Genomic DNA, 25576 nt, shown 5'->3' with positions numbered 1-25576 from the left:
CTTGGGAGGTTGTTTAGCTCGCGTGCGCGGCGCTGATGTGCATCAGTTCGCGCGAATAGGGGTCCTTGAGGTCGCCACGCTTGAGGTCGGCGACATCCGCCACCTCGACGATGCGGCCCTGCCGCATGACGGCCAGCCGGTCGCAGAGGAAGGAAACGACCGGCAGGTTGTGGGTGACCATCAGGAAGGTAAGATTCTGCTCCTGCCGCAACCGATTGAGCAGGTTGAGGATTTCGGCCTGCACCGACACATCGAGCGCCGAGGTGGGCTCGTCGAGCAAGAGCACCTTCGGCTTCAGCATCAGAGCCCTTGCGATGGCGACACGCTGACGCTGGCCGCCGGAGAGCTGGTGCGGAAAGCGGAAGCGGAATTTCCGGTCGAGGCCGACGGAGGACATCACCTCTTCGATGCGGGCGCTGCGATCGCCGATGCCGTGGATGGTCAACGCTTCGCCGAGCGTGGCGTCGACCGTCTTGCGCGGATGCAGCGAGCCGTAGGGGTCCTGGAACACCATCTGGCATTGACGGGAGAAGGCCCGGTCGATGCCGTGGCTACGCCGCTTGCCGAAGACGTCGATCTCGCCGGTCCACTCGGGAGCCAGGCCGGCGATCGCCTTCAGCACCGTCGACTTGCCGGAACCGCTTTCACCGACAAGCGCAAAGCTCTCGCCATCGGCAATCTCGAGATTGACGTCGTGCGTGATGTGCGCGTCGCCGTAGAAGATATCGAGGTTCTTCAGAGAAAGCGCCGTCATTTCTTTGCCCATGCGCTGCGGTCGAGCACGGGAAGCTCGTTCCGGGTTTCGTCGAGGCGCGGGATCGAGGCGATCAGGCCGCGAGTATAGGGATGCTTGGCGTTCATCAACTCGCCCGCCTTGCACTCTTCCACCACCTCGCCGGTGTTCATTACCAGGATGCGGTCGCAGTAGCTCGAAACAAGGTTGAGGTCGTGGCTGATGAAGATCAGGCCCATGCCCTTGCGCTTGACCAGCTCATCGATGATGTCGAGCACCTGGGCCTGCACCGAGACGTCGAGCGCCGAAGTCGGTTCGTCTGCGATCAGCAGATCGGGTTCCGGGATCAGCATCATCGCGATCATCACGCGCTGGCCCATGCCACCAGAAACTTCATGTGGGTAAAGCTTGGCAACGCGCTCGGGATCGGCGATCCGGACCGATTCCAGCATGGTGTGAACGCGGTTGCTCACCTCGCGGCGCGGCAGACGCTGATGCGTCAGCAGTGCTTCGGCGATCTGTTCGCCGATCGTCATCACCGGGTTCAACGAGAATTTTGGATCCTGCATCACCATCGAGATGCGTGCGCCGCGGATGGCGCGCATCTGCCGTTCGGAGCGCGTCAGCAGGTCGATGCCGTCGAAGGCCAGTCTGTCTGCCGTCACCCGGCCGGGTGCACGCACCAGCTTGAGGATCGAGCGGCCGGTCATCGATTTTCCCGAACCGCTTTCGCCGACGATGCCGAGGCGTTCGCGGCCGAGCGTGAAGGAGAGGCCCCGTACGACCTCAAGGTCGCCGCGCGGCGTCGGGAAGGTGACGCGCAGGTTTTCGATTTCGAGAAGCGGGTTCATCAGCGTTGCTCCCCGCTCTTCGGATCGAGCACGTCGCGCAGGCCGTCGCCGAGGAAGCAGAAGCCGAGGCTGACGAGAATGATCGCAAAGCCGGGCATGGTCGCCACCCACCATTGGTCGAGAATGAAGGAGCGGCCGCGCGAGATCATCGCGCCCCATTCGGGAAGCGGCGGCTGGGCGCCAAGCCCGATGAAACCAAGGCCGGCTGCGGTCAGGATGATGCCTGCCATATCGAGCGTGACGCGCACGATCATCGACGAGGTGCAGAGCGGCAGAACGTGACCGAGGTTGACCCGCAGGCTCGATGCCCCGAGCAGACGCACGGCCGAGATGAATTCGGAGTTCTTGAAGGTCAGCGTTTCGGCGCGGGCAACGCGGGCATAGCCAGGCCAGGAGGTAATGGCGATGGCGATGATCGCGTTTTCAATACCTGGGCCGAGGGCCGCGACGAAGGCAAGCGCCAGGATCAGCTTGGGCAGCGACAGGAAAATGTCGGTGATGCCCATCAGGATGCGATCGACCCATCCGCCGAAATAGCCGGCGGCAACGCCGATCACCAGGCCGGCAGGTGCTGCAAGCACCGCGACCAGCGTCACGATCGCAAGCGTGATGCGTGCGCCGTAGACGACGCGCGACCAGATGTCCCGACCGAGTTCGTCGGTTCCCATCCAATGAGCGGCACTCGGCGGCAGCAGCCGCTCGCCGAGCGCCTGGCGCAGCGGATCGTGCGTCGCGATCCAGGGCGCGAACAGCGCGGTCAAAACGAGCACCAGAATGATGATCGCGCCGACCACGGCGAGCGGATTGTGCATCAGCGCGCCGAAAATCCGGTAGAATCTGCCGAGGCGCGCTTGCATCGGCGAGGCGGGGCTGTCGTCGATCAGCCAGTCGCGAAGTGTTGTCATGTCCGCTTCTCCCTAGCGCGCACGCGGATCGAGCATGCGATAGAGCACGTCCGATATCTTGTTGATGCCGATGAAGACCGCGCCGATCACCAGGGTCGAGCCGAGAACGGCGGCCATGTCGGCGTTGAGCAAGGCGACAGTCAGGTAGTTGCCGATGCCCGGCCAGGAAAAGATCGTCTCGATCATCACGGAGCCTTCGAGCAGGCCGGCATAGGAAAGGCCGATAACAGTGATCAGCGGCACGCGGATCGGGCGGAAGGCATGGCGCCAGATGACGAGCCGTTCCGGCACGCCCTTGACCCGCGCGGTGGTCACATATTCCTGGCTCAACTGGTCCAGCATGAAGGATCGCGTCATGCGGGCGATATAGGCAAGCGAGAAGAAGCCGAGGCAGGACGCCGGCAGGATGAGGTGCCAGACCGCGTTGCGGAAGATCTCCCAGTCGCCGGCAATGATGCTGTCGACGAGGATAAGGCCGGTGATCGGGGTGACGACGCCGTCATAGAAGATGTCGACGCGGCCGGGGCCGCCGACCCATTTCAGCTTCGCATAGAAGACTGCCAGCCCAACGAGCCCGAGCCAGAAGGCAGGCACTGAATAGCCGAGCAGACCGACGACGCGGATGCCCTGATCGAGCCAGGAGCCGCGGCGGCTTGCGGCGATAACACCGAGCGGCACGCCGATCAGCACGCCGAGGATGATGCCGAGCGTTGCCATCTCCAGGGTGGCTGGAAAGACTCGGGCGAGATCCTCGATCACGGGTTTTCCTGTCGAAACCGCAGTGCCGAAGTTGCCGGTGACCACATCGCCGACATAGCTGACGAACTGCGCCGCCAGCGGCCGATCAAGCCCCATCTCCTCGCGGACGCGCTCATAGACGGCAACGGGGGCGCGGTCGCCGACGACGGCGAGCACCGGGTCGATCGGCACGATACGGCCGATGAAGAAGGTGATTGCGAGCAGCCCGATGAAGGTCACGCCAAGCGTGACGAGAAAACCCAGGAGCGAAAAAAGGCGCCGTCTGCCCGGGCTTTGCGCCCCGGCGCGGCGCGTCTGCGCGGGCGCTGTCGTCGTGTTGTTATTTGCCACGTGGCGATTCCATCCCTCGTTCGCTTGGCTTCGCGGCTGTCGATAGCGCAAGAATTCGCTTGGAGTATATAAATAAGTTTGCTTAAATCAAAAAAATTTTACTGGTGAGGAGAATCCATCGTGACCGTGCCATCTGAGGATGCAGAGGCAGCGTCCGGCAAAACCACGGCTGCTGGGCAGCCGCGGATCGGCGCGCTGGTGCGCGCACGGCGACGGCAGATGCATATGACGCTGCAGGCGCTGAGCGATGCCGCCGGCGTCTCGGTCGGCTATCTCAGCCAGATCGAACGTGACCTCGCCATGCCCTCGCTCGGCACGCTCGCGCAGATCGCCCAGGGGCTGAACGCCGAACTCAACCACTTCATCCTGGCGCCGGCGATCGACACCGGTCTGTCGCGGGCCGGCGAGCGTATGGTCTTTTCCGTCGGCGGGTCGCCCGTGTCCTATGAGCGGATCGGTGCGGATTTCGCTGGAAACCAGCTGTCCAGCTTCGTCATCACCATCCCCGCCGGACACCGTTCGGAGGTGTTCAGCCATGAGGGCGAGGAACTGGTCTATCTGCTGGAGGGCGAAATCCTCTTCGGTCTCGATGATGACGAGACCACGCTTACTCCCGGCGACGGCCTGCACTTTCGGGGCATCCAGCCACACTACTGGTGGAACAGGACGGATGCGCCCGTCCGGCTGATCTGGACCGGCACCTTGCCGTTGTTCCGGTCCCGCGCACCCTTGCCCAGCGAGACCGGCATGCCCCAGGCGGCATCCAAGCCGGCGACGACAACAAAAACCAAACCTCATCGAAAATAGGAGAGCGATGATGAGAATGTTCAAGGCCGCGGTTTTCGCGGCGTCCCTTATGCTGAGCGTGGCTCCGGCAGCCCTGGCGGAGACCCCGGCCGAAGTGCTGGTCGTTGCCCAGAACATCGACGATATCGTCAGCATCGATCCGGCCGAAGCCTACGAGTTTTCGTCCGGCGAATATGTGACGCAGACCTATGATCGTCTGGTGCAATATGATGCGCCTGACGTTCTGAAGCTTGCACCGGGACTTGCCAGCGAATGGACCGCTGACGATGCTGCAAAGACCATCACCTTCACCCTGCGTGATGGTGTGACCTTCTCTTCCGGCAACCCGCTGCGCGGCGAAGATGTGGCCTATTCCTTCAAGCGCGTCGTCGTGCTCAACAAGGCGCCTGCCTTCATCCTGACACAGCTCGGCTGGACCCCTGAAAACATCGACAAGATGGTGACCGCCGACGGCAACAAGGTCACGATCAAATATGAAGGCGACTTCTCGTCGGCCTTCGTTCTCAACGTTCTGGCCGCACGTCCGGCCTCGGTCGTCGATGCGGAAGCCGTCAAGGCGAACGAAGCCGATGGCGACTATGGCAATGCCTGGCTCAAGGCGAACTCGGCCGGCTCGGGCCCGTTCGTGCTGAAGGCCTTCCGCGCCGGCGAACTCTTGAACCTGCAGAGCAACCCGAACTATTTCGGTGGCGCTCCGGCGATCAAGGGCGTGATCATCCGCCACGTCGCGGAAGCCGCAACGCAGCAGTTGATGCTTGAAACCGGCGACGTCGACATGGCGAAGAACCTGACGCCGGACCAGGTCGCGGGCCTCGGCTCCAAGGGCGGCATGAAGGTCGAATCCTATCCGCAGGCGGCCGTCCACTTCCTGTCGTTCAACCAGAAGGCCGCAGCGCTGCAGCCGGAAGCCGTCTGGGAAGCTGCCCGGTACCTCGTCGATTACAAGGGCATGACCGATAGTTTCCTCAAGGGGCAGATGGACGTCCACCAGGCCTTCTGGCCGAAGGGCTTCCCCGGCTCGCTCGACGAAACCCCCTACACCTACGACGTCGAAAAGGCGAAGAAGATCCTCGCAGACGCGGGCATCCAGACGCCGATCAAGGTGACGCTCGACGTTATCAACTCGACGCCGTTCACCGACATGGCGCAGTCGCTGCAGGCTTCCTTCGCCGAAGCCGGCATCACGTTCGACATCATCCCGGGCACCGGCAGCCAGGTCATCACCAAGTACCGTGCCCGCACGCATGAAGCCATGCTGCTCTATTGGGGCCCGGACTTCATGGACCCGCATTCGAACGCCAAGGCCTTCGCCTATAACGAAGACAATGCGGACGACAAGTACCAGTCGACGACCACGTGGCGTAACGGCTGGGCAGTTCCGGCCGAGCTCAATGAAGCAACGAAGGCCGCGTTGAAGGAAGCCGATCCGGCCAAGCGTTCGGCGCTCTATGTCAACCTGCAGGGCAAGGTGCAGGAAAAGTCGCCGATCGTGATCATGTTCCAGGCCGCGACCCAGGTCGCGATGAAGGACAGGGTCGAAGGCTACGTCAACGGCGCCACGTCCGACTTCGTCTTCTATCGCCTCGTCAAGAAGAACTGATTCCTGCGCGCGCTCACTTGCGCCAGCGATTGAGCACGGACATATCAGAGCCGTGGGCCACGTGTGGCCCGCGGCATGACGACCGGATTGGGATTTCTGCGTAATAGTTGAGCCCGATTTCGTGAATTTTGGAGAAGGCGAATAAAATGGCAGACGTGAAGGTAAGGACGCGAGAAACAGGCGCCACAGCCGTCGTGGGCAAAACCGGGTTCCCGCATGTGACGTCGGTAACCGGTGGTGAACTGGATATCGTGACGGGGCCGTCGCAGCCGGGCTACGGACCGCTCGACCTGCTCTATGCCTCGCTTGCCAGCTGCCTGGTGTTGAGTGCCCGCATTGCCGCCAGCCGCTTTGGCGTCCTGGACCGGCTGACCGAAGTCAGCGCCAAGGTGACGGGTGAGGAGGCGCATGACGAACCGTCACGCATCGCGAAATTCGAGATCGTCTTCGATATCAAGGGCGATTTTGACGAAGCGACCCGGCATGCGATTGCCGAGGCGGCCGAAAACGAAATCTGCACCGTCAGCAACACCCTGCGCGGCAACCCGGAATTCACCACCCGCTACGCCGATTGATGCTCTTTCCAACAGTGGCCCGGCTGTCTCGGGCCACTGCTCACTCAGTCCATGAACGGCGCCAATTCCCCGTCGAATTCGACTTCGACGACATTGTTGAACAATGCGGTTGCAACCATGATCCCCGCAAACGCCACGAGGTTGACGAGCGCCGCATTGTCATAGCGTGCTTTCAACCCAGCCCAGATCTCGGCGGGCACCGCATTGGAATTGGCGACGATCGCCCGGCCGAAATCGATCAGCCGCTGTTCGTCAGCGGTCGGCACGAGCGAATGAAAGTCCACGCCGGAATTGGCGAAGGCGCGGCGGAAGAAACCCATTGCGATCGGCGATTTCATCGCCTCGGAGATCGCATGCGAGAGCAGCCAGATTGCCCGATCGTCGACCGCCGGCCGCAACTCCTCCCTGAGCGTGAACCACTCCGCATAAATCCGGTGCGCGGTCGGCGAATGCAGCAGCGTGCGCTTCATATTGGTCATGCGGCCACGGACGCGGACCTCCTCGTCATGGGCGGCGCGGATAACGTCGGAAGCGGTGTCGTAATCGATCTGGGGAATATGGCTCACGGTCATGCCTGTGTTTTGGGGCGCGGCGATGCGCCCCTGTCAGATGGTGCTGAGAAGAATGCTCGTCTCGCTGTTGAGCACGCCTTCGACGTCACGGACTTCGCGCAGGATGCGGTCGAAGTCGCTGAGGCTGTTGGCGCGGATTTCGGCCACCATGTCCCAGGCGCCGTTGGTGGTGTGGAGAGCATAGAGTTCGGGCAGGCCGCGAAGGAACTTGATGACCTTGGTGGTTGTGCGCCCGCTGACCTCGATCATCATGATCGCACGGATGGCGCGCTGGTCGTAATCCTGGCGCACGCGCAGCGTGAAACCCAGCACCGCACCGGTCTCGAGCAGGCGGTCGATGCGCGTCTGCACCGTTGCCCGCGATATGCCGAGAACCGAGGCGACCTTGGAGTAGGGCGCTCGGCCGTCTTCTCGCAGGAGCGAGATAAGCTGATGGTCAAGATCATCGAAGATATGCATGAAAAACGTATAGCGCAATTGTGCAAATTGCGCAATCTTTCTTCAAATATTACGCAAGTTTAAAATTTCAACTCGCTTCTTGCATGCCTAGGCTGACCTCATCGAATTTCCCGATGGAGTTGGAATCGTGGTTCAGTATGTCGGTGTCGGCAACGTAATCGAGCTGGTCAAATCGATCGGCATTGAAACGTTCCTGTTGGGTCTTGCGGAATATATCGAAGACGATTTCCGCAGGTGGAACGCTTTTGAGAAAACCCCGCGGCTTGCGAGCCACTCGAAGACGGGCGTCATCGAACTGATGCCGACGTCTGACGGCGAGCATTACGGCTTCAAATACGTCAACGGCCACCCGAAGAACCCGAATGTCGGACTTCAGACGGTGACCGCCTTCGGTGTTCTCTCGGATGTCAGCACGGGTTATCCCTGTCTCGTCTCCGAGATGACGATCATGACCGGTCTGCGCACCGCCGCGACCTCGGCGCTGGCGGCAAAATACCTCGCTCGCCCCGATGCCCGCTCGATGGCGATCATCGGTCTTGGAGCGCAATCTGAATTCCAGGCGCTGGCGTTCCGTGCATTGCTCGGCATCAAGCGTCTGCAGGTTTTCGACATCGACATCGAAGCGGCGGACAAGTTCCAGAAGAACCTCGCCGATATGGATTTCGACATCGTCGTCGCCAAAACGGCCGAAGAGGCTGTCGCCGGAGCCGATATCATCACGACGGTGACGGCCGACAAACGCAACGCGACGATCCTTTCCGACAACATGGTCGGCGCCGGCGTGCACATTAATGCCGTTGGCGGCGATTGCCCCGGCAAGACCGAACTGCAGGGCGACATCCTGCGTCGCGCCGACGTTTTTGTCGAATATCCGGAGCAGACCCGGATCGAAGGCGAAATCCAGCAGATGGCGCCGGACTTTCCGGTCATCGAGCTCTGGCGGGTGATTGCCGGCGAGGCGGAAGGGCGCCGCTCGAGCTCCCAGATCACCATCTTCGATTCCGTCGGCTTTGCCACCGAAGACTTTTCGGCGCTGCGCTTCCTTCGCGACAGGATCCAGGGCACGGCGTTCTACACCGAACTCGACCTGACGACGCAGCCGGAGCATCCGCGCGACCTCTACGGTCTGTTCAGGCAGCCGGTCGTCGTTGCCGAGCGGAGCGTTGCCTGAGATGAAGAGACTGTCCGTACAGGCGCCCAAGGGCGTCGTGATGATCCGTCCGCACCATTTCGGCCCGAACCCGATGACGGCCAAGGACAATGCCTTTCAGTCGACCGACGAGGCGCGCCAGCCCTCGGCGATTGCAACGGCCGCCTTCGACGAAGTGACGCGCATGGCCGACGGTCTGGCGGCTGCCGGTGTTGCGGTCCACCTGTTCGAGGACGAGACGGTGACGCGTCCGGATTCGGTGTTTCCCAACAACTGGTTCTCCACCCATTCCGGCGGACATGTGGCGATCTATCCGATGTATTCGGAAAGCCGTCAGAGCGAGCGCCGTTCCGACGTCATCGAGATGCTCAAGAACGAGTACCGCGTCCAGGACGTGATCGACTATTCCGGCCTGGAAAAGGACGGCGTCTACCTTGAAGGCACCGGCGCCATGGTGCTCGACCATATCGGTCGCGTCGCTTACGCGGCGCGATCGAACCGCACCAACGAGGTGGCGCTGGAGCGCTTCTGCACCCACTTCAATTTCGAGCCGATGGTTTTTGGCGCGGTCGATCGCCATGGCAACTCGATCTATCACACCAATGTGCTGATGTGCATCGGGACGGATTTTGCGCTGATCGGCACCAGCATGATCCCCGACGCCGCACGGCGGCAGGAGATTTGCGCGCGGCTGGAAGAAACCGGCCGGCAGGTCATCGATCTCACGATCGATCAGATCGAGAACTTTGCCGGCAACGCCATCGAACTCGACGGCGCCGATGGACGTGTCGTCGTGATGTCGGCGCGGGCGCTTGCATCGCTCCGCCCGGATCAGATCAAGGCGCTTGAAACTTCCGCCCGCGTGCTCGCCTTCGACGTGCCGACCATCGAGCTTGCCGGCGGCTCTGTGCGCTGCATGCTCGCCGGCGTGCATTTGTCGCGCAGAGAACCAGCCGGTACGCAAAAGCTTTACGCCGCCACATCCGATCGATAGAAGCACCTCATCCAAGCCAAAGGTCCTACAAATGTCGCAAGCACGCCCCGTCTACTCTTTCAACAACATCATCGTCCGCACGCCGTCGACCACCGTCGTCAATGGCCTGCGTGCCGACGACCGTGGCAATCCGACCTATGAGGGCGTGAAGGCCGAGCACGACGCCTATATCCAGGCGATGAAGGATGCGGGCGTGAAGGTCACCGTTCTTCCGGCGCTGGAAGCCTTCCCGGATTCGATCTTCGTCGAAGATCCGGCGCTGGTCTTCACCGAAGGCGCGATCCTGCTGCGCCCGGGTGCTGCGACCCGCGTCAAGGAAACCATCGAGATCGAGCCGACCCTTCGCAACATGTTCGAGACGGTTCTCGACCTGCCGGGCATTGGTCTTGCCGACGGCGGCGACGTGCTGACGACTCGTGAAAGCGTGATGATTGGTCTTTCGGCCCGCACCGACAAGGTCGGCGCCGAAGCGCTGCAGGCCTGCCTCGACAAGCTCGGCCGCAAGAGCGAGATCGTCGCGACACCCGAAGGCGTGCTGCACTTCAAGACCGATTGCTCGCTTCTCGACGAGGAAACGGTGCTTTCGACTGCTCGTCTCGCCAAGTCGGGTGTGTTCGACCGCTTCAAGCAGGTCATCATTCCGGAAGGCGAAGAGCCGGCGGCCAACGCGCTGCGCGTCAACGATGTCGTCATGGTTGGCTCCGACTTCCCGCGCACGATCGAGATGCTCGACAAGCTCGGCTACAAGGTCGCACCGCTGAAGACCACCGAAATCGGCAAGATCGATGCAGGCCTGTCCTGCATGTCGCTGCGCTGGTTCAGCAACACGCTCTGATTCAGACACATATTCGCGGAGGAAATATCATGAGAACGTTCAAGTCGGCCCTGTTCGCAGGGATCGCCCTTTCCATGGCGGCGAGCGCCGCTTTCGCCGAGGACACGATGCGCCTGGGCATGACGCCCGAGCCCTACATGCCCTTCACGCAGGTCAACGCCGGCGGCGAATGGGAGGGCCTCGAGGCCGACCTGTCCCGCGCACTCTGCGAAAAGATGGCGGTGAAGTGCGACATCAACCAGATGGCGTGGGACGGCCTTATCCCGTCGCTGAAGGAAAACAAGGTCGATTTCATCATCGGCGCGTTCTCTATCACCGATGAGCGCCGTAAGGTCGTAGACTTCTCGACGCCCTATTACACCGAGGGCACGTCCTTCGTCGGTCTCAAGTCCGACACCAGCGAGATCAAGACGATCGATGCGGCTGATGGTACCGGCCAGATCATCGATCCGGCCAGCGTCGAGGGCAAGATCATCGGCGTCCAGACCTCGAGTGTGCAGTCGGCCTATGTCGCCAAGTATCTGCCGGGCGCTGAGGCGAAGAGCTACGATACCGCCGACAATTCCGTCGCCGATCTGGTCGCCGGTCGCGTCGACTACGTTCTGATCCCCGACCTCTACATCCAGACGTTCCTGAAGTCGCCCGACGGCGCGGACTACGAGGTCAAGGTCGTCGTACCGAAGAACGTCGTTCTCGGCGAAGGCGTTGCCTATGCGGTGCGCAAGGGTGACGCAGCAGCCCTCGACAAGGTCAATGCCGGCCTGGCCGCCTTGGAAAAGGACGGACAGATCCAGACGCTCGTCGACAAGTGGATCTTCGGCAAGAAGTAGTCACGGACTTTTTCGAGGGCGTCGGGGCCGAGCCCCTTCGCCCTCGATGGCCAAACGGACCGCAGCGTCCGGGGCATCATCGCAGCCTTTGGCTGACGACACCAATCGGGAACAGGTAACGACGGATGGACTATTACTGGCAATTGCTTGCCTGGGGCGGCGAGGGCTGGGGCGACGATTTCGCCTGGGGCCTGGTGATGACGCTGCAGGTGTCCGTGGTCGCCTATGCGGTCGCAGTCGTCTTCGGGCTGCTGGGTGCCGCCGGAAAGCTGTCGAAGCACCGCTTGCCGCGCCTGCTCGCCGATATCTACACCACCGTCGTGCGTTCGCTTCCCGAACTGCTGGTCATCCTGCTTCTCTATTTCTCGGTGGCAAGCGGCGCTGAACGGCTGCTGAAGCATTTAGGTCTCGTCGCCGAGACGTTCCAGTTCAGCTCGTTCTGGGCGGCCATCATCGCGCTCGCCTTCGTCTCCGGCGCCTTCATGACGGAAGTGCTGCGTTCGGCCTTCCTTGCTGTTCCGCCGGGACAGATCGAGGCAGCGGTTTCGATCGGCATGCGGCCGCGCAAGGTCCTTAGCCGTATCGTGCTGCCGCAGATGATGCGCCACGCCGTGCCTGGCATGGGCAATCTCTGGCTTTCCATCACCAAGGAAAGCGCCATCATCAGCGTGCTCGGCTCGTTCAGCGAACTGCTCTATACCGGCTACCGCGCTGCCGCAGGCACCAAGCAATACATCTTCTTCTACGGGTTGACGGCCGTCCTGTTTCTTTTGATCACGCTCGTCTCAGCCTTGGTGATCGCTCAGATCGAACGCCGCCTGAACCGGGGGCACCATTGATGGAAACGATCTCCAACGTTATCGGCTTCCTGCCGGCGCTCATCAAGGCAACCCCGCTGACGCTGCTGTTGACGGCCGTCGCCGGCGTCTTCGGCCTGGTCATCGGCACGCTTGTGGCCCTTGCCCGGCTGTCGCCCCGCCGCATCCTGTCGATGCCGGCCTATGTCTTTACCTTCGCGTTTCGCGGCACGCCGCTGCTCGTGCAGATCTATCTCGTCTATTATGGCCTCGGGCAGATCCTGCCGGGAACCTGGGTTCGCCACAGCTTCCTGTGGCCGTATCTTCGTGACGGCCTGTGGTATGCGATCTTCGCGCTCAGCCTCAATCAGGCGGCCTACAACGCGGAAGTGATCCGCGGTGCGATCAAGGCGATCCCGCGCGGGCAGATCGAGGCGGCCAAGTCGATCGGCATGCGGTCGTCGCTGATCCTCCGGCGCATCACGCTGCCGCAGGCGTTGCGTTCCTGCTTGCCGGTTCTGACGGGCGATCTCATCATCCTGCTGAAGACGACCTCGCTTGCCTCGACAATCACCATTCTCGAGGTCATGGGCACCGCACGCATGCTGCAGCGCCAGTCGCTTTTGATCTTCGAGCCGTTGATCGCGGCCGGCATCATCTATTTCACCGTCGTCTTCATCCTGACGCGGGTGATGAACGTCGTCGAAAAGCGGCTGAGCCGCTACCGCACGGCGAAGGCATAAGGACAAGGCGCGCAATCGCGCCACAGGAGGAACGACGATGGTCGCAACCGCACTGTCTGTGAAGAACATCCACAAGAGCTTCGGCTCGGTCGAGGTGCTCAAGGGCGTTTCGTTCGAAGCAAAATCCGGTGACGTCATTTCGCTGATCGGCAGCAGCGGCTCGGGCAAAAGCACGTTGCTGCGCTGCATCAACTATCTCGAGACGCCCGACGAGGGCGAAATCTCGGTGTCGGGCGAAGTGATCCGGACGTTGAAGGGCAAGGACGGCAAGCTCGTTGCCGCCGACAAGCGGCAGCTCGAGCATATCCGCACCCGTCTCGGCATGGTGTTCCAGAGCTTCAATCTCTGGTCGCACAGGACCATCCTCGAAAACATCATCGAAGGTCCGATGCATGTGCTCGGCATGACGCGCAAGGACGCCGTCGGCGAGGCCGAGGCGCTGATGGAGAAGGTCGGGATCACGCCGAAGCGCGATCATTATCCCAACCAGCTCTCCGGCGGCCAGCAGCAACGCGCGGCGATCGCGCGCGCTTTGGCGATGAAGCCCGACGTCATGCTCTTCGACGAACCGACCTCGGCACTGGACCCGGAACTCGTCAACGAGGTGCTGCTGGTCATCAAGAAACTGGCGGAGGAGGGGCGCACCATGGTGATGGTGACGCACGAAATGTCGCTGGCACGCGACATCTCCAGCGAAGTCATCTTCCTTCACAAGGGGCTGGTCGAGGAACGCGGTGCCCCGTCGCAGGTCATGCGTGACCCGAAATCGGCGCGCCTGCGCCAGTTCCTGCAGATGGCTTGAGGAGAGAACCATGCGCGACGCGATCCTATCTGAATTCCTGCCCGAACTCGTCAATATCCGCCACAAGCTGCACGAGATGCCGGAAATCGGCCTGTCCGAAGTGAAGACCTCGGACTTCGTTGCCGGCCTGCTGCAGTCCTGGGGTTTCGAGGTGACGCGCGGATTGGCGGCGACCGGCATCGTCGCGACACTGAAGCGTGGCAACAGCAACCGCTCGATCGGCTTCCGTGCCGACATGGACGCGCTGCCGATGCAGGAGGAAACCGGGCTTTCCTATCAGAGCAAACATCCCGGCACGATGCATGCCTGTGGTCATGACGGTCACACGAGCATGCTGCTCGGTGCTGCCTGGGCACTGTCGCGGGATGCGAGTTTTAACGGAACCGTGCACCTGATCTTCCAGCCGGCCGAAGAAAATTTCGGCGGCGGCAAGCTGATGATCGAAGATGGCCTGTTCAAGCACTTTCCCTGCGAACGCGTCTTTGCGCTTCACAACTGGCCGGGTCTGCCGGTCGGCACTTTCTCGACGCGTGCGGGTGCCATGGCAGCCTCGATCGACGTGCTGACGCTGACGATCAAGGGCAAGGGCGGCCATGGGGCGCAGCCGGAGCTGACCGTCGATCCTGTCGTCGTGGGCTCAAGCATCGTCATGGCGCTGCAGACGCTCGTGTCGCGCAACGTCTCGCCGCACCAGCCCTCGGTGGTGACCGTCGGTTCGTTTCAATCGGGCTCGGCATCGAACATCATCCCCGACACGGCAGTGCTGGAGATCAGCATGCGGGCCACCGACCCGGTAGTGCGAAAGCAGTTGCAGGAGCGTGTCGAGCAGATCGCCCGTTTCCAGGCGCAGAGTTTCAATGCCGATGTCACCTTTGGCTGGCAGGTCGGCTATCCCGCGACCATCAACGATGCGGATGCCGTCGACCAGGCGCGCGCGGTGATCAGCGAGAAGTTTGGCGAGGACACGTTTGTCGAGCTCGCCCAGCCGCTGATGGGCAGCGAGGACTTTTCCTTCCTGCTGGAGGAGGTCCCGGGTGCCTATGTGCTGATCGGCAATGGCGATACGAGCGGGCTTCACACCACGCGCTACGACTTCAACGACGACATCCTCGAGCGCGGTGCGATGTATTTCTACCATCTCGCACGCTCTGCGCTGGTGTGAATGCAGACCTGACGGTCGGCCTTCCGACCGTCAGCTTGCCGGCGTGAGGTCCCCGAAGACCGTCGGGATGAGCTCCGACACCGTCGGGTGAATGTGCATCGCGTGAGTGATCGTGGTGTAGGGCTTCTTGGCGTACATGACGTCGAGAATGCTCTGAACCGCCTCGTCGCCGCCGGTGCCCAGGATCGACGCACCGAGGATTTCCTTGCTGTCGGCGTCGACGACCACCTTCATGAACCCTTCGGTTTCACCCTTCTCGACCGCACGGCCGACGCGGGTCATCGGCCGCCTACCGACGGCGATGTTTCGGCCAGTCTTGCGCGCGTCGGTCTCGCTCATGCCGGCACGCCCGAGCGGCGGATCGATATAGAGCGCGTAGGTGGAGATGCGGTCGCTCACCCGCCGCGGCTCGCCGTCAAGCAGGTTGGCGGCCACGATCTCGAAGTCGTTATAGGCCGTGTGCGTGAAGGCGCCGCGACCGTTGCAGTCGCCCATGGCAAAGATATGCGGCACGCTTGTGCGCAAGGCATCATCAACCTCGACATAGCCGCGCGCATCGGTCTTCACGCCGGCCTTGTCGAGCCCAAGATCGTCGGTGTTCGGCTGGCGACCGGTCGCAAGCAGCAAATGCGAGCCGATGACCTCGGGCGCGCCGGAGGTACAGTCGACGCCGGCGACGACATCCGCGCCTTGTCTGGTGAAACGGATGCATTCGGCATTGAGCCGAAACCGGATGCCCTCCTTATCGAGGATCGCAAGAACGGCATCGCAGACGTCAGGGTCTTCGCGCGCAATAAGCCTCGGGCCTTTCTCGATCACCGTCACCTCGGAGCCGAAGCGGCGGAACATCTGTGCAAATTCAAGGCCAATGTAGCTGCCGCCGACGATGACGAGATGCCTGGGAAGAACGTCGAGGTCCAACATCGACACATTGGTGAGGAACGGCACGTCGCCGGCCCCGGGAAAGTCCAGCGTTGCCGCCCGCCCGCCGGTGTTCAGAAAGATCTGGTCGGCGCTGAGGCTTTCCTCGCCGACCTGGATCGTGTGCGGGTCCTCAAATCGGGCATGGCCTTCAAAGACGGTGCAGTTTTCCATTCCCTTGAGCCAGTTTTCGACGCCCGAACGGGCGTCGGTACGCACCTTGTCCTTTCGTGCCATGACGCGCTTGAAATCGACAGAAACCGGGCCGGTCGTCACGCCGAAGTCGGCGCCGCGGCGTGCCATGTGCACGGCATAGGCGCTGGCGACCATCGCCTTGGTCGGCATGCAGCCGGTGTTGACGCAGGTGCCGCCGAAGAGTTTGCGCTCGATAAGCGCGACCGCCTTGCCGGCTGCGGCCAGGCGACCGGCCAGTGACGGTCCGGCCTGGCCGGCGCCAATGATGATGGCGTCGAAATGTTTCTTCATAGCACCGAGGACACCACCCAGAGTGCGAGCAGCACCGCAACGACGTCCTCGATCAGGGCGATAGGCAGATCCCTGCCGCCAATGGCTGCGACCAGCCGCTTGCGCGCCTCATAGCCGCCAAGCGTACCGATCACTGCGCCGATGATGCCGGCAATCAAACCGCCGATCAGCGAGCCGCCGGCAGTGCCAAGGACGGCACCGCAAAAACCGCCGCTGACGATGCGTGTGCCGAACTGCTGCGGCACCTTGCGGCTCGGCGTGCTCGGCAACTGGTCGGTGACGAACTCGACCAGGGCCAGGAGCCCGAAGATATAGGGTGTGAAGCGGAGGCCCATGAAGGTTGCCCAGGTGCCCGAAAGCGGCAGCCAGCCGGCGGCAGCGGCAATACTGACGGCGGCAGGTGCTGTCATGGCGCGAAGGCCGGCGACCACGCCGATAAGAAGCGCGAGAAGATAGATCGACATCAATTCCCCGAACGTTCGCCGGGCGAACCCGCGCCGCCAGCCCCCAAGCGGTTCGGATCGAGCGGCATCGCAACCAAGAGTGACAGCGGATGTTTCTGGCGGGCCTCAATCAGAGTGACTGACAACGCTGCCGATTGCAACGCCCAATCGCCTGTCGTTTCATGCAGTAGTCGATGCTTTCGATGGCTTCACTCGATATTGAAATTTTTCGCGCGCGGCACTCTCTGCGTGCAGCTCTATTTTTCGTCGAAGACTGACATATATGGAATGGCTTGCCCGGACGACGCGAATATTCCGTGGTCAAACTGCGGGACTGAATTTCGAGGGAGAACTCCATGCGCCTGACCAAACTGCTTATCGGGACAGCCTTTGCCTTCACGCTCACCGCAGCGGCCGCCAACGCCGACGTTGTGGTGTCCTCGAAGATCGATACGGAGGGCGGTGTGCTCGGCAACATCATCCTGGCCGTATTGAATGCCAATGATATCAAGACGGTGGACCGGGTGCAGCTCGGTGCAACGCCGGTGATGCGCAAGGCGATTGCCGCCGGCGAGATCGACATCTATCCGGAATACACCGGCAATGCTGCCTTCTTCTTCGAAAAGGCGGATGACCCGATCTGGAAGGACGCGGCGAAGGCCTACGAGGCCGCCAAGAAGCTCGACTATGATGCCAACAAGATCGTCTGGCTGACGCCGTCGCCTGCCAACAATACCTGGGCTATCGGGTTGCGCAAGGATGTGGCCGAAGCCAACAAGTTGAAGACGCTGTCTGATTTCGGCAAATATGTCGCTGGCGGCGGAAATGTCGTGCTCGCGGCATCGTCCGAGTTCGTCAACTCGGCCGCAGCGCTTCCCGCATTCCAGACGACCTACGCCTTCACGCTGAAGCCGGAACAACTCATCACCCTTTCCGGTGGCGACACCGCGGCGACGATCGCTGCGGCGGCCAACCAGACGAATGGCGCCAATGCCGCGATGGTCTACGGAACCGATGGTGGTATCGCGCCCTCCGGCCTCGTGGTCCTCGAGGACGACAAGGCAGTGCAGCCGGTCTACCAGCCGGCCCCGATCATTCGCGAGGCGGTGCTGAAGGAGAACCCTCAGATCGAGACCCTGCTGAAGCCGGTTTTCGAGAAACTCGACCTGGTGACGCTTCAGGAACTGAATGGCCGCGTCCAGGTCGGCGGCGAGCCGGCCAAGACGGTTGCCGAAGACTTCCTGAAGAAGAACGGCTTCCTGAAATAGGTTGACGCAAAGGTTCGACGCTGGTCGGATGCGCACATCCGGCCAGCGTTTTCTTTTCTGAGCGTAGAACAACCAGGGTCCGTCGAGCGGAAGCCGGGCGAGAAAAAGGGATCTGATGCAGCTCCGCGTGGACAAGCTTGGCGTGATCATTGCCGCACTTGCCGCATACGGTGCATTCCTGGCGCCTTTCGCGACCTTTCGCGCCAATCGCATCGTCGCTGGCGAGGCGAGGTCGATCAGCGAAGCCCTGCCGCCGGTGTGGGCCACTGTTATTCTTCTCTTCGTCATTGCTGCAGCAATTGTCGCCGCTCTGAAAACGCCAAGCCCGCTGCGCCTTGCCATCGCTTTTTCGACAATCGCTGCGCTGGCGCTGGGCATTGGTGCTGCCGCCGGCCACCTGACACCACCCGAAAACAGCTATGCTCGCGTTTCACCGGCTTCCGGGTTCTGGGTCCTGCTTTTCGCGCTCGGTCTGCTGGCCGCCGACGCCTTGACCCGGTTGCGGCCGTCGCCGTTGGTGCGGGTTCTGTTCCTTTGCGGCGTGCTCGGTTTTGTCGCCGCGCTCCTGATGTCCGGCACCTGGGACGGTCTGTCGCTCCTCAAGGAATACGCCAGCCGGGCCGAGACCTTCTGGGCCGAGGCCGGCAAGCATGTGATGCTCGCCTTGGGCTCGCTTGCTGCCGCAACCATCATTGGCATTCCGGTCGGCGTTCTCTGCCATCGCGTCCCGCGCCTGCGCGACGGCCTACTCGGCGTCTTGAATGCGATCCAGACGATCCCGTCGATCGCGCTTTTCGGCATTTTGATCGCGCCGCTTGGCTGGCTCGCGATCCACGTGCCAGGGGCCGCCGCCATCGGTATCCGCGGGATCGGCGCGGCTCCGGCCTTCGTCGCCCTCTTCCTCTATTCGCTTCTGCCTGTCGTCGCCAATACGGTGGTTGGGCTTGCCGGTGTGCCAAGAGAGGCCAACGATGCGGCACGCGGCATCGGCATGACGGATTTCCAGCGCCTCGCCGGCATCGAATTTCCGCTGGCCTTCCCGGTCATTCTCACCGGCATTCGCATCGTCCTCGTTCAGAACATCGGACTTGCGACGATCGCGGCGCTGATCGGTGGCGGCGGTTTCGGCGTCTTCGTTTTCCAGGGGGTCGGGCAGACGGCGATGGATCTGGTGCTGCTCGGGGCGGTTCCGACCGTCGTCCTGGCGTTCACGGCCGCAATCGTCCTCGATGCCTTGATCGAGATGGCCACACCAAACCGCAACCAGGTGCAAAGCGCATGATCGAGATTGAAGGCATCACGAAGCGCTATGGCGAAACGACTGTCGTCAGGGATGTGAGCCTGACGATCGCACCACGCACGGTCACTGTCATCGTCGGCACGTCCGGCTCCGGCAAGACGACACTGCTCAGGATGATCAATCGCCTGGTCGAACCGACATCGGGCACGATCAGGCTCGACGGCGAGGACAACCGGTCGCTGCCGGGCTACGAGCTGCGCCGGCGGATCGGCTATGCGATCCAGGGTCACGGCCTGTTTCCGCATCGAACCGTCGCGCAGAACATTGCCACCGTGCCGACGCTGCTCGGCTGGGACCGCGCCCGCATCGACGCGAAGGTCGCCGAGCTGCTGACGCTGTTTCAGCTCGATCCGGCGGCGTTCGGCCCGCGCTATCCGCACGAACTTTCCGGCGGCCAGCAGCAGCGCGTCGGCGTTGCCCGTGCGCTTGCGGCAGAGCCCAAGGTGCTGTTGATGGATGAACCCTTCGGTGCACTCGATCCGATCATTCGCGCCAAGGCTCAGGACGATCTGCTGGCAATCCAGAAGCATTTCGAGACGACCATCGTCCTTGTCACGCACGACATGGAGGAGGCCTTCCATCTGGCCGACCGCATCGCCGTCATGGACAAGGGCGAAGTGGTGCAATACACAACGCCGGCCGAGATGCTCGTAAAACCGGCGACCGGTTTCGTCGAGAGCCTGATCGGAGCCGGTGAACGACCGTTTCGGCTGCTGGCGATCGAAACCGTCGCAACTGCCGTCGAACCCGGTACGGCGGAGGGAAAGGCGATTTCGAGCGCCGTCAGCCAGCGCGAGGCCCTGTCGACGCTGCTCTGGTCCGGCCGCAAGGCTCTTCCCGTCGTTGGCCCCGATGGTGTTCTCATTGGCAAGGTCAGCCTTGATGGTCTGGCGCAGCGTGCCGCGGGACGATCGTAATGCTGCGTCTTCCCAACCTGTTTCGGCTGCTCGCTCTTGCAGCCCTGGTCGCCTTTCTCGTTCAGCCGCAATGGTTCGAGCCGCTGCTGCGGCCGCTGGTGCAGGAGAACGCGCCGGCAATCTATAATCAGGGCAGCCTGCTGCAACTGACGCTGCTTCATCTGCGCACAGTCGCGATTGCGACGGCTGGCGCTACCGTGGTCGCACTGGCACTGGCGATCCTGGTGACGCGAACATCGGGCGCCGAATTCCTGCCGCTCTCGCGCAGCCTTGTGAACATCGGCCAGACATTTCCGCCGGTCGCCGTGCTGGCGCTCGCGGTGCCGATCTTCGGTTTCGGCGAAAAGCCGACGCTCATCGCGCTCTTCCTCTACGGTCTGCTGCCGATCTTCGAGAACGCCCTGACCGGGCTGACGACCTTGCCGCAATCGACAATGGAGGCGGCGCGGGGCACCGGCATGACCGGTCGCCAGCGGCTCCTGAAAATCGAACTGCCTCTGGCGATGCCGGTGATCCTCGCCGGCATCCGGCTCTCCGTCGTCATCAGCCTGGCAACCGCGACGATCGGCTCGACGGTGGCGGCAAGAACGCTCGGTGAAGTGATCATCGCCGGCCTCCAGTCGAACAACCTTGCCTTCGTTGTCCAGGGCGGCCTCATCGTTGCGGTGCTCGCAGTGCTGATCCACGATGCCCTGCAGGCGGCTGAACGAAGCCTCGGTTCCCGGATGGGGCGATAGGGCCTTTCCAGGAAAGGTGCGAAACGGCCTTCCGCCAGAAATTACGAAAAACAAAGAAATAGAGCGCTTCTACGACTCGGTTCAAGACGGAAACGCTCCAGTTTCGCCGCCCATCCATTCTGCCGCCATCGGCGCGCGTTGCGTGCCGAGGCCGCATTGGTCTGGACCGCTTTCCCCCTGTTGTAGCGTGAATGGGTTACCTCCCTTTTGGGTTGTGGCGTGATTCTCAGCATTTCCGGGGTTTATGAAAATGAATTTCACAATTTTACAAAATACGCGGATTTGGGTTGACGACCTGAAAAAACTGCACCAGTCTGCGAAAATAAATTACGCCATAAGGCAAGGGAACAGTGCGAGCATGAAAGTCGGGATAATCGGACTCGGATTCCGCCTGGGATATCTGGGCTACGTTTTCAAAGCCATGGATGAGAACTTCGAGATCGCCGGATACGTCGATCCGAATCCGGCTGGACTGCCGAGCCTGACGGAAAAAGGCATCTCCGCCGGCACGGCCTATGCGACGCCTGAAGAACTGATCGCCAACGAGAAGCTCGACCTCTTGATGATCGGTTCGCCGAACCATATGCACCTCGATCATATCCGGACCGGGCTTGAAGCCGGTCTCAAGGTGTTCAGCGAAAAGCCGATCGTGACGACGGTCCAGGAAAGCCTGGAGCTTGCGCAACTGATGGCGAAGTTCGGCCATGAGCGCCTGATGGTCGGCCTCGTGCTGCGCTATGCGCCGATGTACCGCGACCTGCGCGCCGCCCTTGCCGAAGGAAAGCTCGGCCAGGTCGTCTCGATCGAGGCATCCGAACATATCGAACCCTACCACGGCGCCTTCTTCATGCGTGACTGGCGCCGCTACGAGCGCTATTCCGGCAGTTTCATGCTGGAGAAATGCTGCCACGACCTTGATCTCTACAACGGCGTTATCGGTGCGAGGCCGGAACGCGTTGCCAGCTTCGGCGGGCGCAAGAGCTTTATTCCCGCCAACGACCCCGCACGCGAGGGCATCAACGACCTCGAACTCTTCCATCGCAAGCCGAGCGGCTGGATGGGATCCGACAAGGTGTTCGACAGCGACGGCGACATCATCGACTATCAGGTCGCCATCGTCGAATACGCCAACGGCGTCGGCATGAACTTCCATACCAATCTCAATGTGCCGGACCAATTCCGCCGCTTCTGCATCATGGGATCGCGCGGCATGGCCGAGGGCGACTTCATCCGCGGCTATTTCGACGTGCACGAGATGCTGACCGGCAAGAAGGTGATCGAGAACAAATACGCGGCCACCGAACTGTCGCAGCACTACGGCGCCGATGAGCAGATGGCGACCGATATCATCGGCCATGTGCGCGACGGAAGACCGCTGCCGGTCTCGACCATCGATGCGCTCGAAGCGGGCATCCTCGCATTGTCGATGGACGAGGCACGGCGCAAGCGAAGCGTGATCGATCTGCGGCCGATCTGGGATCGTTTCGACGAAGCCTTGCATTCGCGCGCGGCTTGAGGGGAGTAGCGGGATGAGTGTTCAACGCAGCACGGTCATCTTCGCCTGGATCCTGCTCTTGCCCGCCGTGCTCTATGTCACGGTCATCGTCGCCTATCCCCTTGTCGACACCTTCATCCTGTCGTTCACCGACGCGTCGCTGAAGAAGACGACGAATTGGGTCGGCTGGGCCAACTACGACAAGATCTTCAACGAGACCTTTGCCGAAGTCATCTTCCGCACCTTCATCTGGACCTTCTTCTCGGTCTCGATCAAAATGATCATCGGTGTCTTCGGCGCGACGATGCTGAATGCGGCCGTGCCCGGCCGTGCGCTCTTCCGCCTGCTCACCATGCCGCCGTGGATCGTGCCGATGGCCATCGGCATCTTCATGTGGGGCTGGATGTACAACGGCCAGTTCGGCATGATTTCCGGCGTGCTGCAGAACTGGGGGCTCATCGACGGACCGATCGCTTTCCTTGCACGCGGCGAGACGGCCTTTTGGGCGACGATCATCACCGACGTCTGGATCGGCGTGCCGCTGGTCACGCTCTATATGCTGGCTGCGATGCAGGCGATCCCGCAGGACCTCTATGAGGCGGCCTGGACGGACGGGGCAGGGCGCTTCTATCGCTTCCGCCGCATCACGCTGCCGCTACTGGTGCCTTCGCTGATCACCATGTCGATGCTGTCGCTGATCGCCACCTTCAATTCCTTCGATATCATCTGGATCCTCACCCAGGGCGGGCCGAATGGCGAGACCACCACGATGATCATCGATACCTACCGGACCGCCATCGGGTCGAAGAAATACGGGGAGGGTGCTGCGCGCGCCGTGCTGATCTGCATCTTCTTGTCGATCTTCTGCTTTGCCTATTTCCGGGTCACCAGTCGCCTCGCTGCGGGGGAACAGAAATGAGCCAGCCTGCCATGATCAACCGCTATCGCTGGTATGAGCTCGTCGCCATCTATGCCGGCATCCTTGTCTTCCTTGGCTTCATCCTGGCGCCATTCGTCGAGGGGTTCCTGGTATCGTTGAAGCCGCTCGGGCTTCTGTTTTCCTCGCCTTACCGCTTCTGGCCCGAAAACGGCTCCTTCGCCGCTTACTACACCATGTGGGAGAGCGTGCCCGGTTTTGCCCGATACATCTTCAACTCCTTCTTCATCTCCACCATCGTGACGGCCATCGTGCTGATACTGGTCATTCCGGCCGCCTATGCCTTTGCCCGGTTCAACTTCCGCGGCAGCGGCGCGCTGCTCGGTGCGTTTCTCGCGGTCAACATGTTCTCCGGCGCCGTGCTGCTCATACCGTTGTTCCGGCTGATGCGCAGCTTCGGCGTGCTCAACACCTATCTCGCCATGATTATGCCCGGCGTCGCCTTCCTTATTCCATCGGCGATCTGGCTGTTGCGCACCTATATGATGCGCATCCCGCGCGAGCTGGACGAGGCCGCTTTTGTCGACGGCGCGAGCCATTTCTATACGTTGCGCCGGGTGATCCTGCCGATTGCCATGCCGGGTATCACCGTGGTGGCGATCACCACCTTCATCGGCGCCTATGCCCAGCAATTCATCTACGCTCTGACTTTCAATTCCAAGACCGAATACATGCCGCTACCGGTTGGGCTCTTCGCCTATTTCGGTCGCCAGGAGGTGATCTGGAACGAGCTCATGGCGGCGAGCTTCGTCGGCATCGCGCCGGCAGTCGTCGTGATCTTCCTCCTACAACGGTATCTCGTCAGCGGGCTGACCGCAGGCGCGGTGAAACAATAAAACCAATCAACCACCAGAGAACGGGAGCTTCCAACGTGTCAATTCAACTCAAGACAGGGGTACTCGCCCTGGCCCTGCTCGGTTCGACCGCGCTTGGCGCCGTCACCGCCCAAGCGGCCGACCAGGAGATCAGCTGGATCTACTGCGGCGACGTGATGGACCCGGTTCACGAGAAGTATATCAAGCAGTGGGAGGAAAAGAATCCCGGCTGGGACGTCGCGCCGGAAGTGGTCGGCTGGGCCCAGTGCCAGGACAAGGCCACCACGCTTGCCGCCGCCGGCACACCGGTTGCCATGGCCTATGTCGGTTCGCGCACGCTGAAGGAGTTCGCGCAGAACGATCTCATCGTTCCCGTGCCAATGACGGACGAGGAAAAGAAGACGTACTACCCCAACATCGTCGACACGGTGACCTTCGACGACAACCAGTGGGGCGTTCCGGTGGCCTTCTCGACCAAGGCGCTCTATTGGAACAAGGACCTGTTCAAGCAGGCTGGTCTTGATCCCGAGACACCGCCGAAGACCTGGGCCGAAGAGATCGAGTTTGCCAAGGCGATCAAGGAAAAGACCGGTATCGCCGGTTACGGCCTTCCGGCCAAGACCTTCGACAACACGATGCACCAGTTCATGCACTGGGTGTACACCAACAACGGCAAGGTGATCGACGGCGACAAGATCGTCATCGACAGCCCGGAAGTTCTTGCTGCGCTCCAGGCCTACAAGGACATCACTCCCTATTCCGTCGAAGGCGCGACCGCCTACGAACAGAACGAGGTCCGCGCCATCTTCCTCGACGGCAAGGTCGGCATGATTCAAGGAGGGTCGGGCGCCGCCGTGCGCCTGAAGGAAACCAAGGTCAACTGGGGCGTTGCGCCACTGCCGCTCGGCCCCTCGGCCAAGGGCGAGGGAACGCTGCTCATTACCGACAGCCTGGCGATCTTCAAGGGCTCGGGCGTCGAGGAGAAGGCGACAGAATTCGCCAAGTTCATCACCTCGCCGGGTCCGCAGGGCGAATATGAGCTGCAGGGCGGCGCCGGCCTGACGCCGCTGCGTCCGTCGCCGATGGTCGACGAATTCGTCAAGAAGGATCCCTATTGGAAGCCGTTCATCGACGGCATCTCCTTCGGTGGTCCGGAGCCGCTCTTCAATGATTACAAGGGCTTCCAGAACGTCATTATCGAGATGGTTCAGGCCGTGGTGACCGGCAAGGCCGAACCGGCCGACGCCCTGAAGAAGGCGGCTTCCGACCTCGAAGAGTACAAGTAAGATCATCGGGCCGCGGATCCTTGGGTTCGCGGCCCAAACCAATCCGCTACGAACGGGCCGCTTCTCG

The 25576-nt window shown here is 61.8% G+C and carries 27 protein-coding genes; 19 read left to right on the top strand and 8 right to left on the bottom strand.

Annotated features, from left to right (window positions below):
• Positions 1-13: 13 nt before the first annotated feature.
• From BC360_RS26790 to BC360_RS26775, 4 genes are read right to left on the bottom strand one after another with little or no spacing between them, the layout of a single operon-like run.
• Complete coding sequence (locus BC360_RS26790; RefSeq protein ID WP_065784323.1) at positions 14-754, bottom strand: ABC transporter ATP-binding protein; 741 nt, start codon at positions 752-754, stop codon at positions 14-16.
• Positions 751-1584, bottom strand: coding sequence for an ABC transporter ATP-binding protein (locus BC360_RS26785; RefSeq protein ID WP_065784324.1), 834 nt, complete (start codon positions 1582-1584; stop codon positions 751-753). The genes BC360_RS26790 and BC360_RS26785 overlap by 4 nt, the downstream gene beginning before the upstream one ends.
• A complete protein-coding gene (locus BC360_RS26780; RefSeq protein ID WP_053249024.1) occupies positions 1584-2489 on the bottom strand; it encodes an ABC transporter permease in 906 nt (301 codons plus the stop codon). Before BC360_RS26780 ends, BC360_RS26785 begins: the two co-directional genes overlap by 1 nt.
• A 12-nt stretch (positions 2490-2501) precedes the next feature.
• Positions 2502-3578: an ABC transporter permease gene (locus BC360_RS26775; RefSeq protein WP_065797483.1), complete on the bottom strand. Its 1077-nt coding sequence runs from the start codon at positions 3576-3578 to the stop codon at positions 2502-2504.
• 120 nt (positions 3579-3698) lie between these two features.
• On the opposite strand from BC360_RS26775, the gene BC360_RS26770 reads away from it, so the two are divergent.
• The 3 genes from BC360_RS26770 to BC360_RS26760 all read left to right on the top strand — a co-directional run bounded on the left by BC360_RS26770 (position 3699) and on the right by BC360_RS26760 (position 6560).
• Positions 3699-4385 carry a helix-turn-helix domain-containing protein gene (locus BC360_RS26770; RefSeq protein ID WP_065797482.1) on the top strand — a complete coding sequence of 229 codons (687 nt, stop codon included), beginning with the start codon at positions 3699-3701 and terminating at the stop codon, positions 4383-4385.
• 10 nt (positions 4386-4395) lie between these two features.
• Positions 4396-5985 carry an ABC transporter substrate-binding protein gene (locus BC360_RS26765; RefSeq protein ID WP_065784416.1) on the top strand — a complete coding sequence of 530 codons (1590 nt, stop codon included), beginning with the start codon at positions 4396-4398 and terminating at the stop codon, positions 5983-5985.
• 146 nt (positions 5986-6131) lie between these two features.
• Positions 6132-6560, top strand: coding sequence for an OsmC family protein (locus BC360_RS26760; RefSeq protein ID WP_065797481.1), 429 nt, complete (start codon positions 6132-6134; stop codon positions 6558-6560).
• A 44-nt stretch (positions 6561-6604) separates the two neighbouring features.
• Here the strand turns inward: BC360_RS26760 and BC360_RS26755 are convergent, their stop codons facing one another.
• Both BC360_RS26755 and BC360_RS26750 read right to left on the bottom strand, forming a co-directional pair.
• Complete coding sequence (locus BC360_RS26755; RefSeq protein ID WP_065797574.1) at positions 6605-7126, bottom strand: hypothetical protein; 522 nt, start codon at positions 7124-7126, stop codon at positions 6605-6607.
• A gap of 39 nt (positions 7127-7165) precedes the next feature.
• Positions 7166-7591, bottom strand: coding sequence for an Lrp/AsnC family transcriptional regulator (locus tag BC360_RS26750; RefSeq protein WP_025428636.1), 426 nt, complete (start codon positions 7589-7591; stop codon positions 7166-7168).
• A gap of 124 nt (positions 7592-7715) precedes the next feature.
• Between BC360_RS26750 and BC360_RS26745 the strand changes: the two genes are divergently transcribed.
• From BC360_RS26745 to BC360_RS26710, 8 genes are all read left to right on the top strand, one after another.
• The gene (locus BC360_RS26745; protein WP_065784328.1) at positions 7716-8762 is read left to right on the top strand and encodes an ornithine cyclodeaminase; all 1047 of its coding nucleotides are present in this window, start codon (positions 7716-7718) and stop codon (positions 8760-8762) included.
• A gap of 1 nt (position 8763) precedes the next feature.
• Positions 8764-9735 carry a citrulline utilization hydrolase CtlX gene (gene ctlX, locus BC360_RS26740; RefSeq protein ID WP_065784329.1) on the top strand — a complete coding sequence of 324 codons (972 nt, stop codon included), beginning with the start codon at positions 8764-8766 and terminating at the stop codon, positions 9733-9735.
• Positions 9736-9766: 31 nt separating this feature from the next.
• Positions 9767-10570: a dimethylarginine dimethylaminohydrolase family protein gene (locus tag BC360_RS32890; RefSeq protein WP_065784330.1), complete on the top strand. Its 804-nt coding sequence runs from the start codon at positions 9767-9769 to the stop codon at positions 10568-10570.
• A gap of 29 nt (positions 10571-10599) precedes the next feature.
• Complete coding sequence (locus tag BC360_RS26730) at positions 10600-11400, top strand: transporter substrate-binding domain-containing protein (protein WP_065784331.1); 801 nt, start codon at positions 10600-10602, stop codon at positions 11398-11400.
• Between the two features lie 125 nt (positions 11401-11525).
• A complete protein-coding gene (locus BC360_RS26725) occupies positions 11526-12239 on the top strand; it encodes an ABC transporter permease (RefSeq protein ID WP_065784332.1) in 714 nt (237 codons plus the stop codon).
• Complete coding sequence (locus BC360_RS26720; protein WP_065797480.1) at positions 12239-12940, top strand: ABC transporter permease; 702 nt, start codon at positions 12239-12241, stop codon at positions 12938-12940. Before BC360_RS26725 ends, BC360_RS26720 begins: the two co-directional genes overlap by 1 nt.
• 37 nt (positions 12941-12977) lie before the next feature.
• Positions 12978-13742, top strand: a complete 765-nt coding sequence (locus BC360_RS26715) for an ABC transporter ATP-binding protein (protein ID WP_065797479.1) — start codon at positions 12978-12980, stop codon at positions 13740-13742.
• A 10-nt stretch (positions 13743-13752) separates the two neighbouring features.
• A complete protein-coding gene (locus BC360_RS26710; RefSeq protein ID WP_065784334.1) occupies positions 13753-14904 on the top strand; it encodes a M20 aminoacylase family protein in 1152 nt (383 codons plus the stop codon).
• Positions 14905-14934: 30 nt separating this feature from the next.
• Here BC360_RS26710 and BC360_RS26705 read toward each other — a convergent pair whose 3' ends face one another.
• Both BC360_RS26705 and BC360_RS26700 read right to left on the bottom strand, forming a co-directional pair.
• Positions 14935-16311, bottom strand: a complete 1377-nt coding sequence (locus tag BC360_RS26705) for an FAD-containing oxidoreductase (protein WP_065797478.1) — start codon at positions 16309-16311, stop codon at positions 14935-14937.
• Positions 16308-16775: a DUF4126 domain-containing protein gene (locus BC360_RS26700; protein WP_065784336.1), complete on the bottom strand. Its 468-nt coding sequence runs from the start codon at positions 16773-16775 to the stop codon at positions 16308-16310. The genes BC360_RS26705 and BC360_RS26700 overlap by 4 nt, the downstream gene beginning before the upstream one ends.
• Before the next feature lie 335 nt (positions 16776-17110).
• Between BC360_RS26700 and BC360_RS26695 the strand changes: the two genes are divergently transcribed.
• From BC360_RS26695 to BC360_RS26660, 8 genes are all read left to right on the top strand, one after another.
• On the top strand, positions 17111-18022 hold the full coding sequence (locus BC360_RS26695; protein ID WP_065797477.1) for an ABC transporter substrate-binding protein: 912 nt from the start codon (positions 17111-17113) through the stop codon (positions 18020-18022).
• A gap of 115 nt (positions 18023-18137) precedes the next feature.
• A complete protein-coding gene (locus tag BC360_RS26690) occupies positions 18138-19304 on the top strand; it encodes an ABC transporter permease (protein ID WP_065797476.1) in 1167 nt (388 codons plus the stop codon).
• The gene (locus BC360_RS26685) at positions 19301-20239 is read left to right on the top strand and encodes an ABC transporter ATP-binding protein (RefSeq protein ID WP_065797475.1); all 939 of its coding nucleotides are present in this window, start codon (positions 19301-19303) and stop codon (positions 20237-20239) included. Before BC360_RS26690 ends, BC360_RS26685 begins: the two co-directional genes overlap by 4 nt.
• The gene (locus BC360_RS26680; RefSeq protein ID WP_065797474.1) at positions 20239-20976 is read left to right on the top strand and encodes an ABC transporter permease; all 738 of its coding nucleotides are present in this window, start codon (positions 20239-20241) and stop codon (positions 20974-20976) included. Before BC360_RS26685 ends, BC360_RS26680 begins: the two co-directional genes overlap by 1 nt.
• Positions 20977-21334: 358 nt before the next feature.
• Entirely contained in the window at positions 21335-22492 is a 1158-nt protein-coding gene (locus BC360_RS26675; protein WP_065797473.1) for a Gfo/Idh/MocA family protein, read from the top strand.
• Between the two features lie 13 nt (positions 22493-22505).
• Entirely contained in the window at positions 22506-23390 is an 885-nt protein-coding gene (locus BC360_RS26670; protein WP_065784342.1) for a carbohydrate ABC transporter permease, read from the top strand.
• Positions 23387-24244, top strand: coding sequence for a carbohydrate ABC transporter permease (locus BC360_RS26665; protein WP_065784343.1), 858 nt, complete (start codon positions 23387-23389; stop codon positions 24242-24244). The genes BC360_RS26670 and BC360_RS26665 overlap by 4 nt, the downstream gene beginning before the upstream one ends.
• Positions 24245-24279: 35 nt before the next feature.
• A complete protein-coding gene (locus BC360_RS26660; RefSeq protein ID WP_065784344.1) occupies positions 24280-25509 on the top strand; it encodes an ABC transporter substrate-binding protein in 1230 nt (409 codons plus the stop codon).
• Positions 25510-25576: the final 67 nt, after the last annotated feature.

Source organism: Ensifer sp. LC163 (assembly GCF_001695855.1).
Lineage (GTDB): Bacteria > Pseudomonadota > Alphaproteobacteria > Rhizobiales > Rhizobiaceae > Ensifer.
Note: the sequence above shows the minus strand (reverse complement) of the source record. Positions and strands in the feature narration are given on the sequence as shown.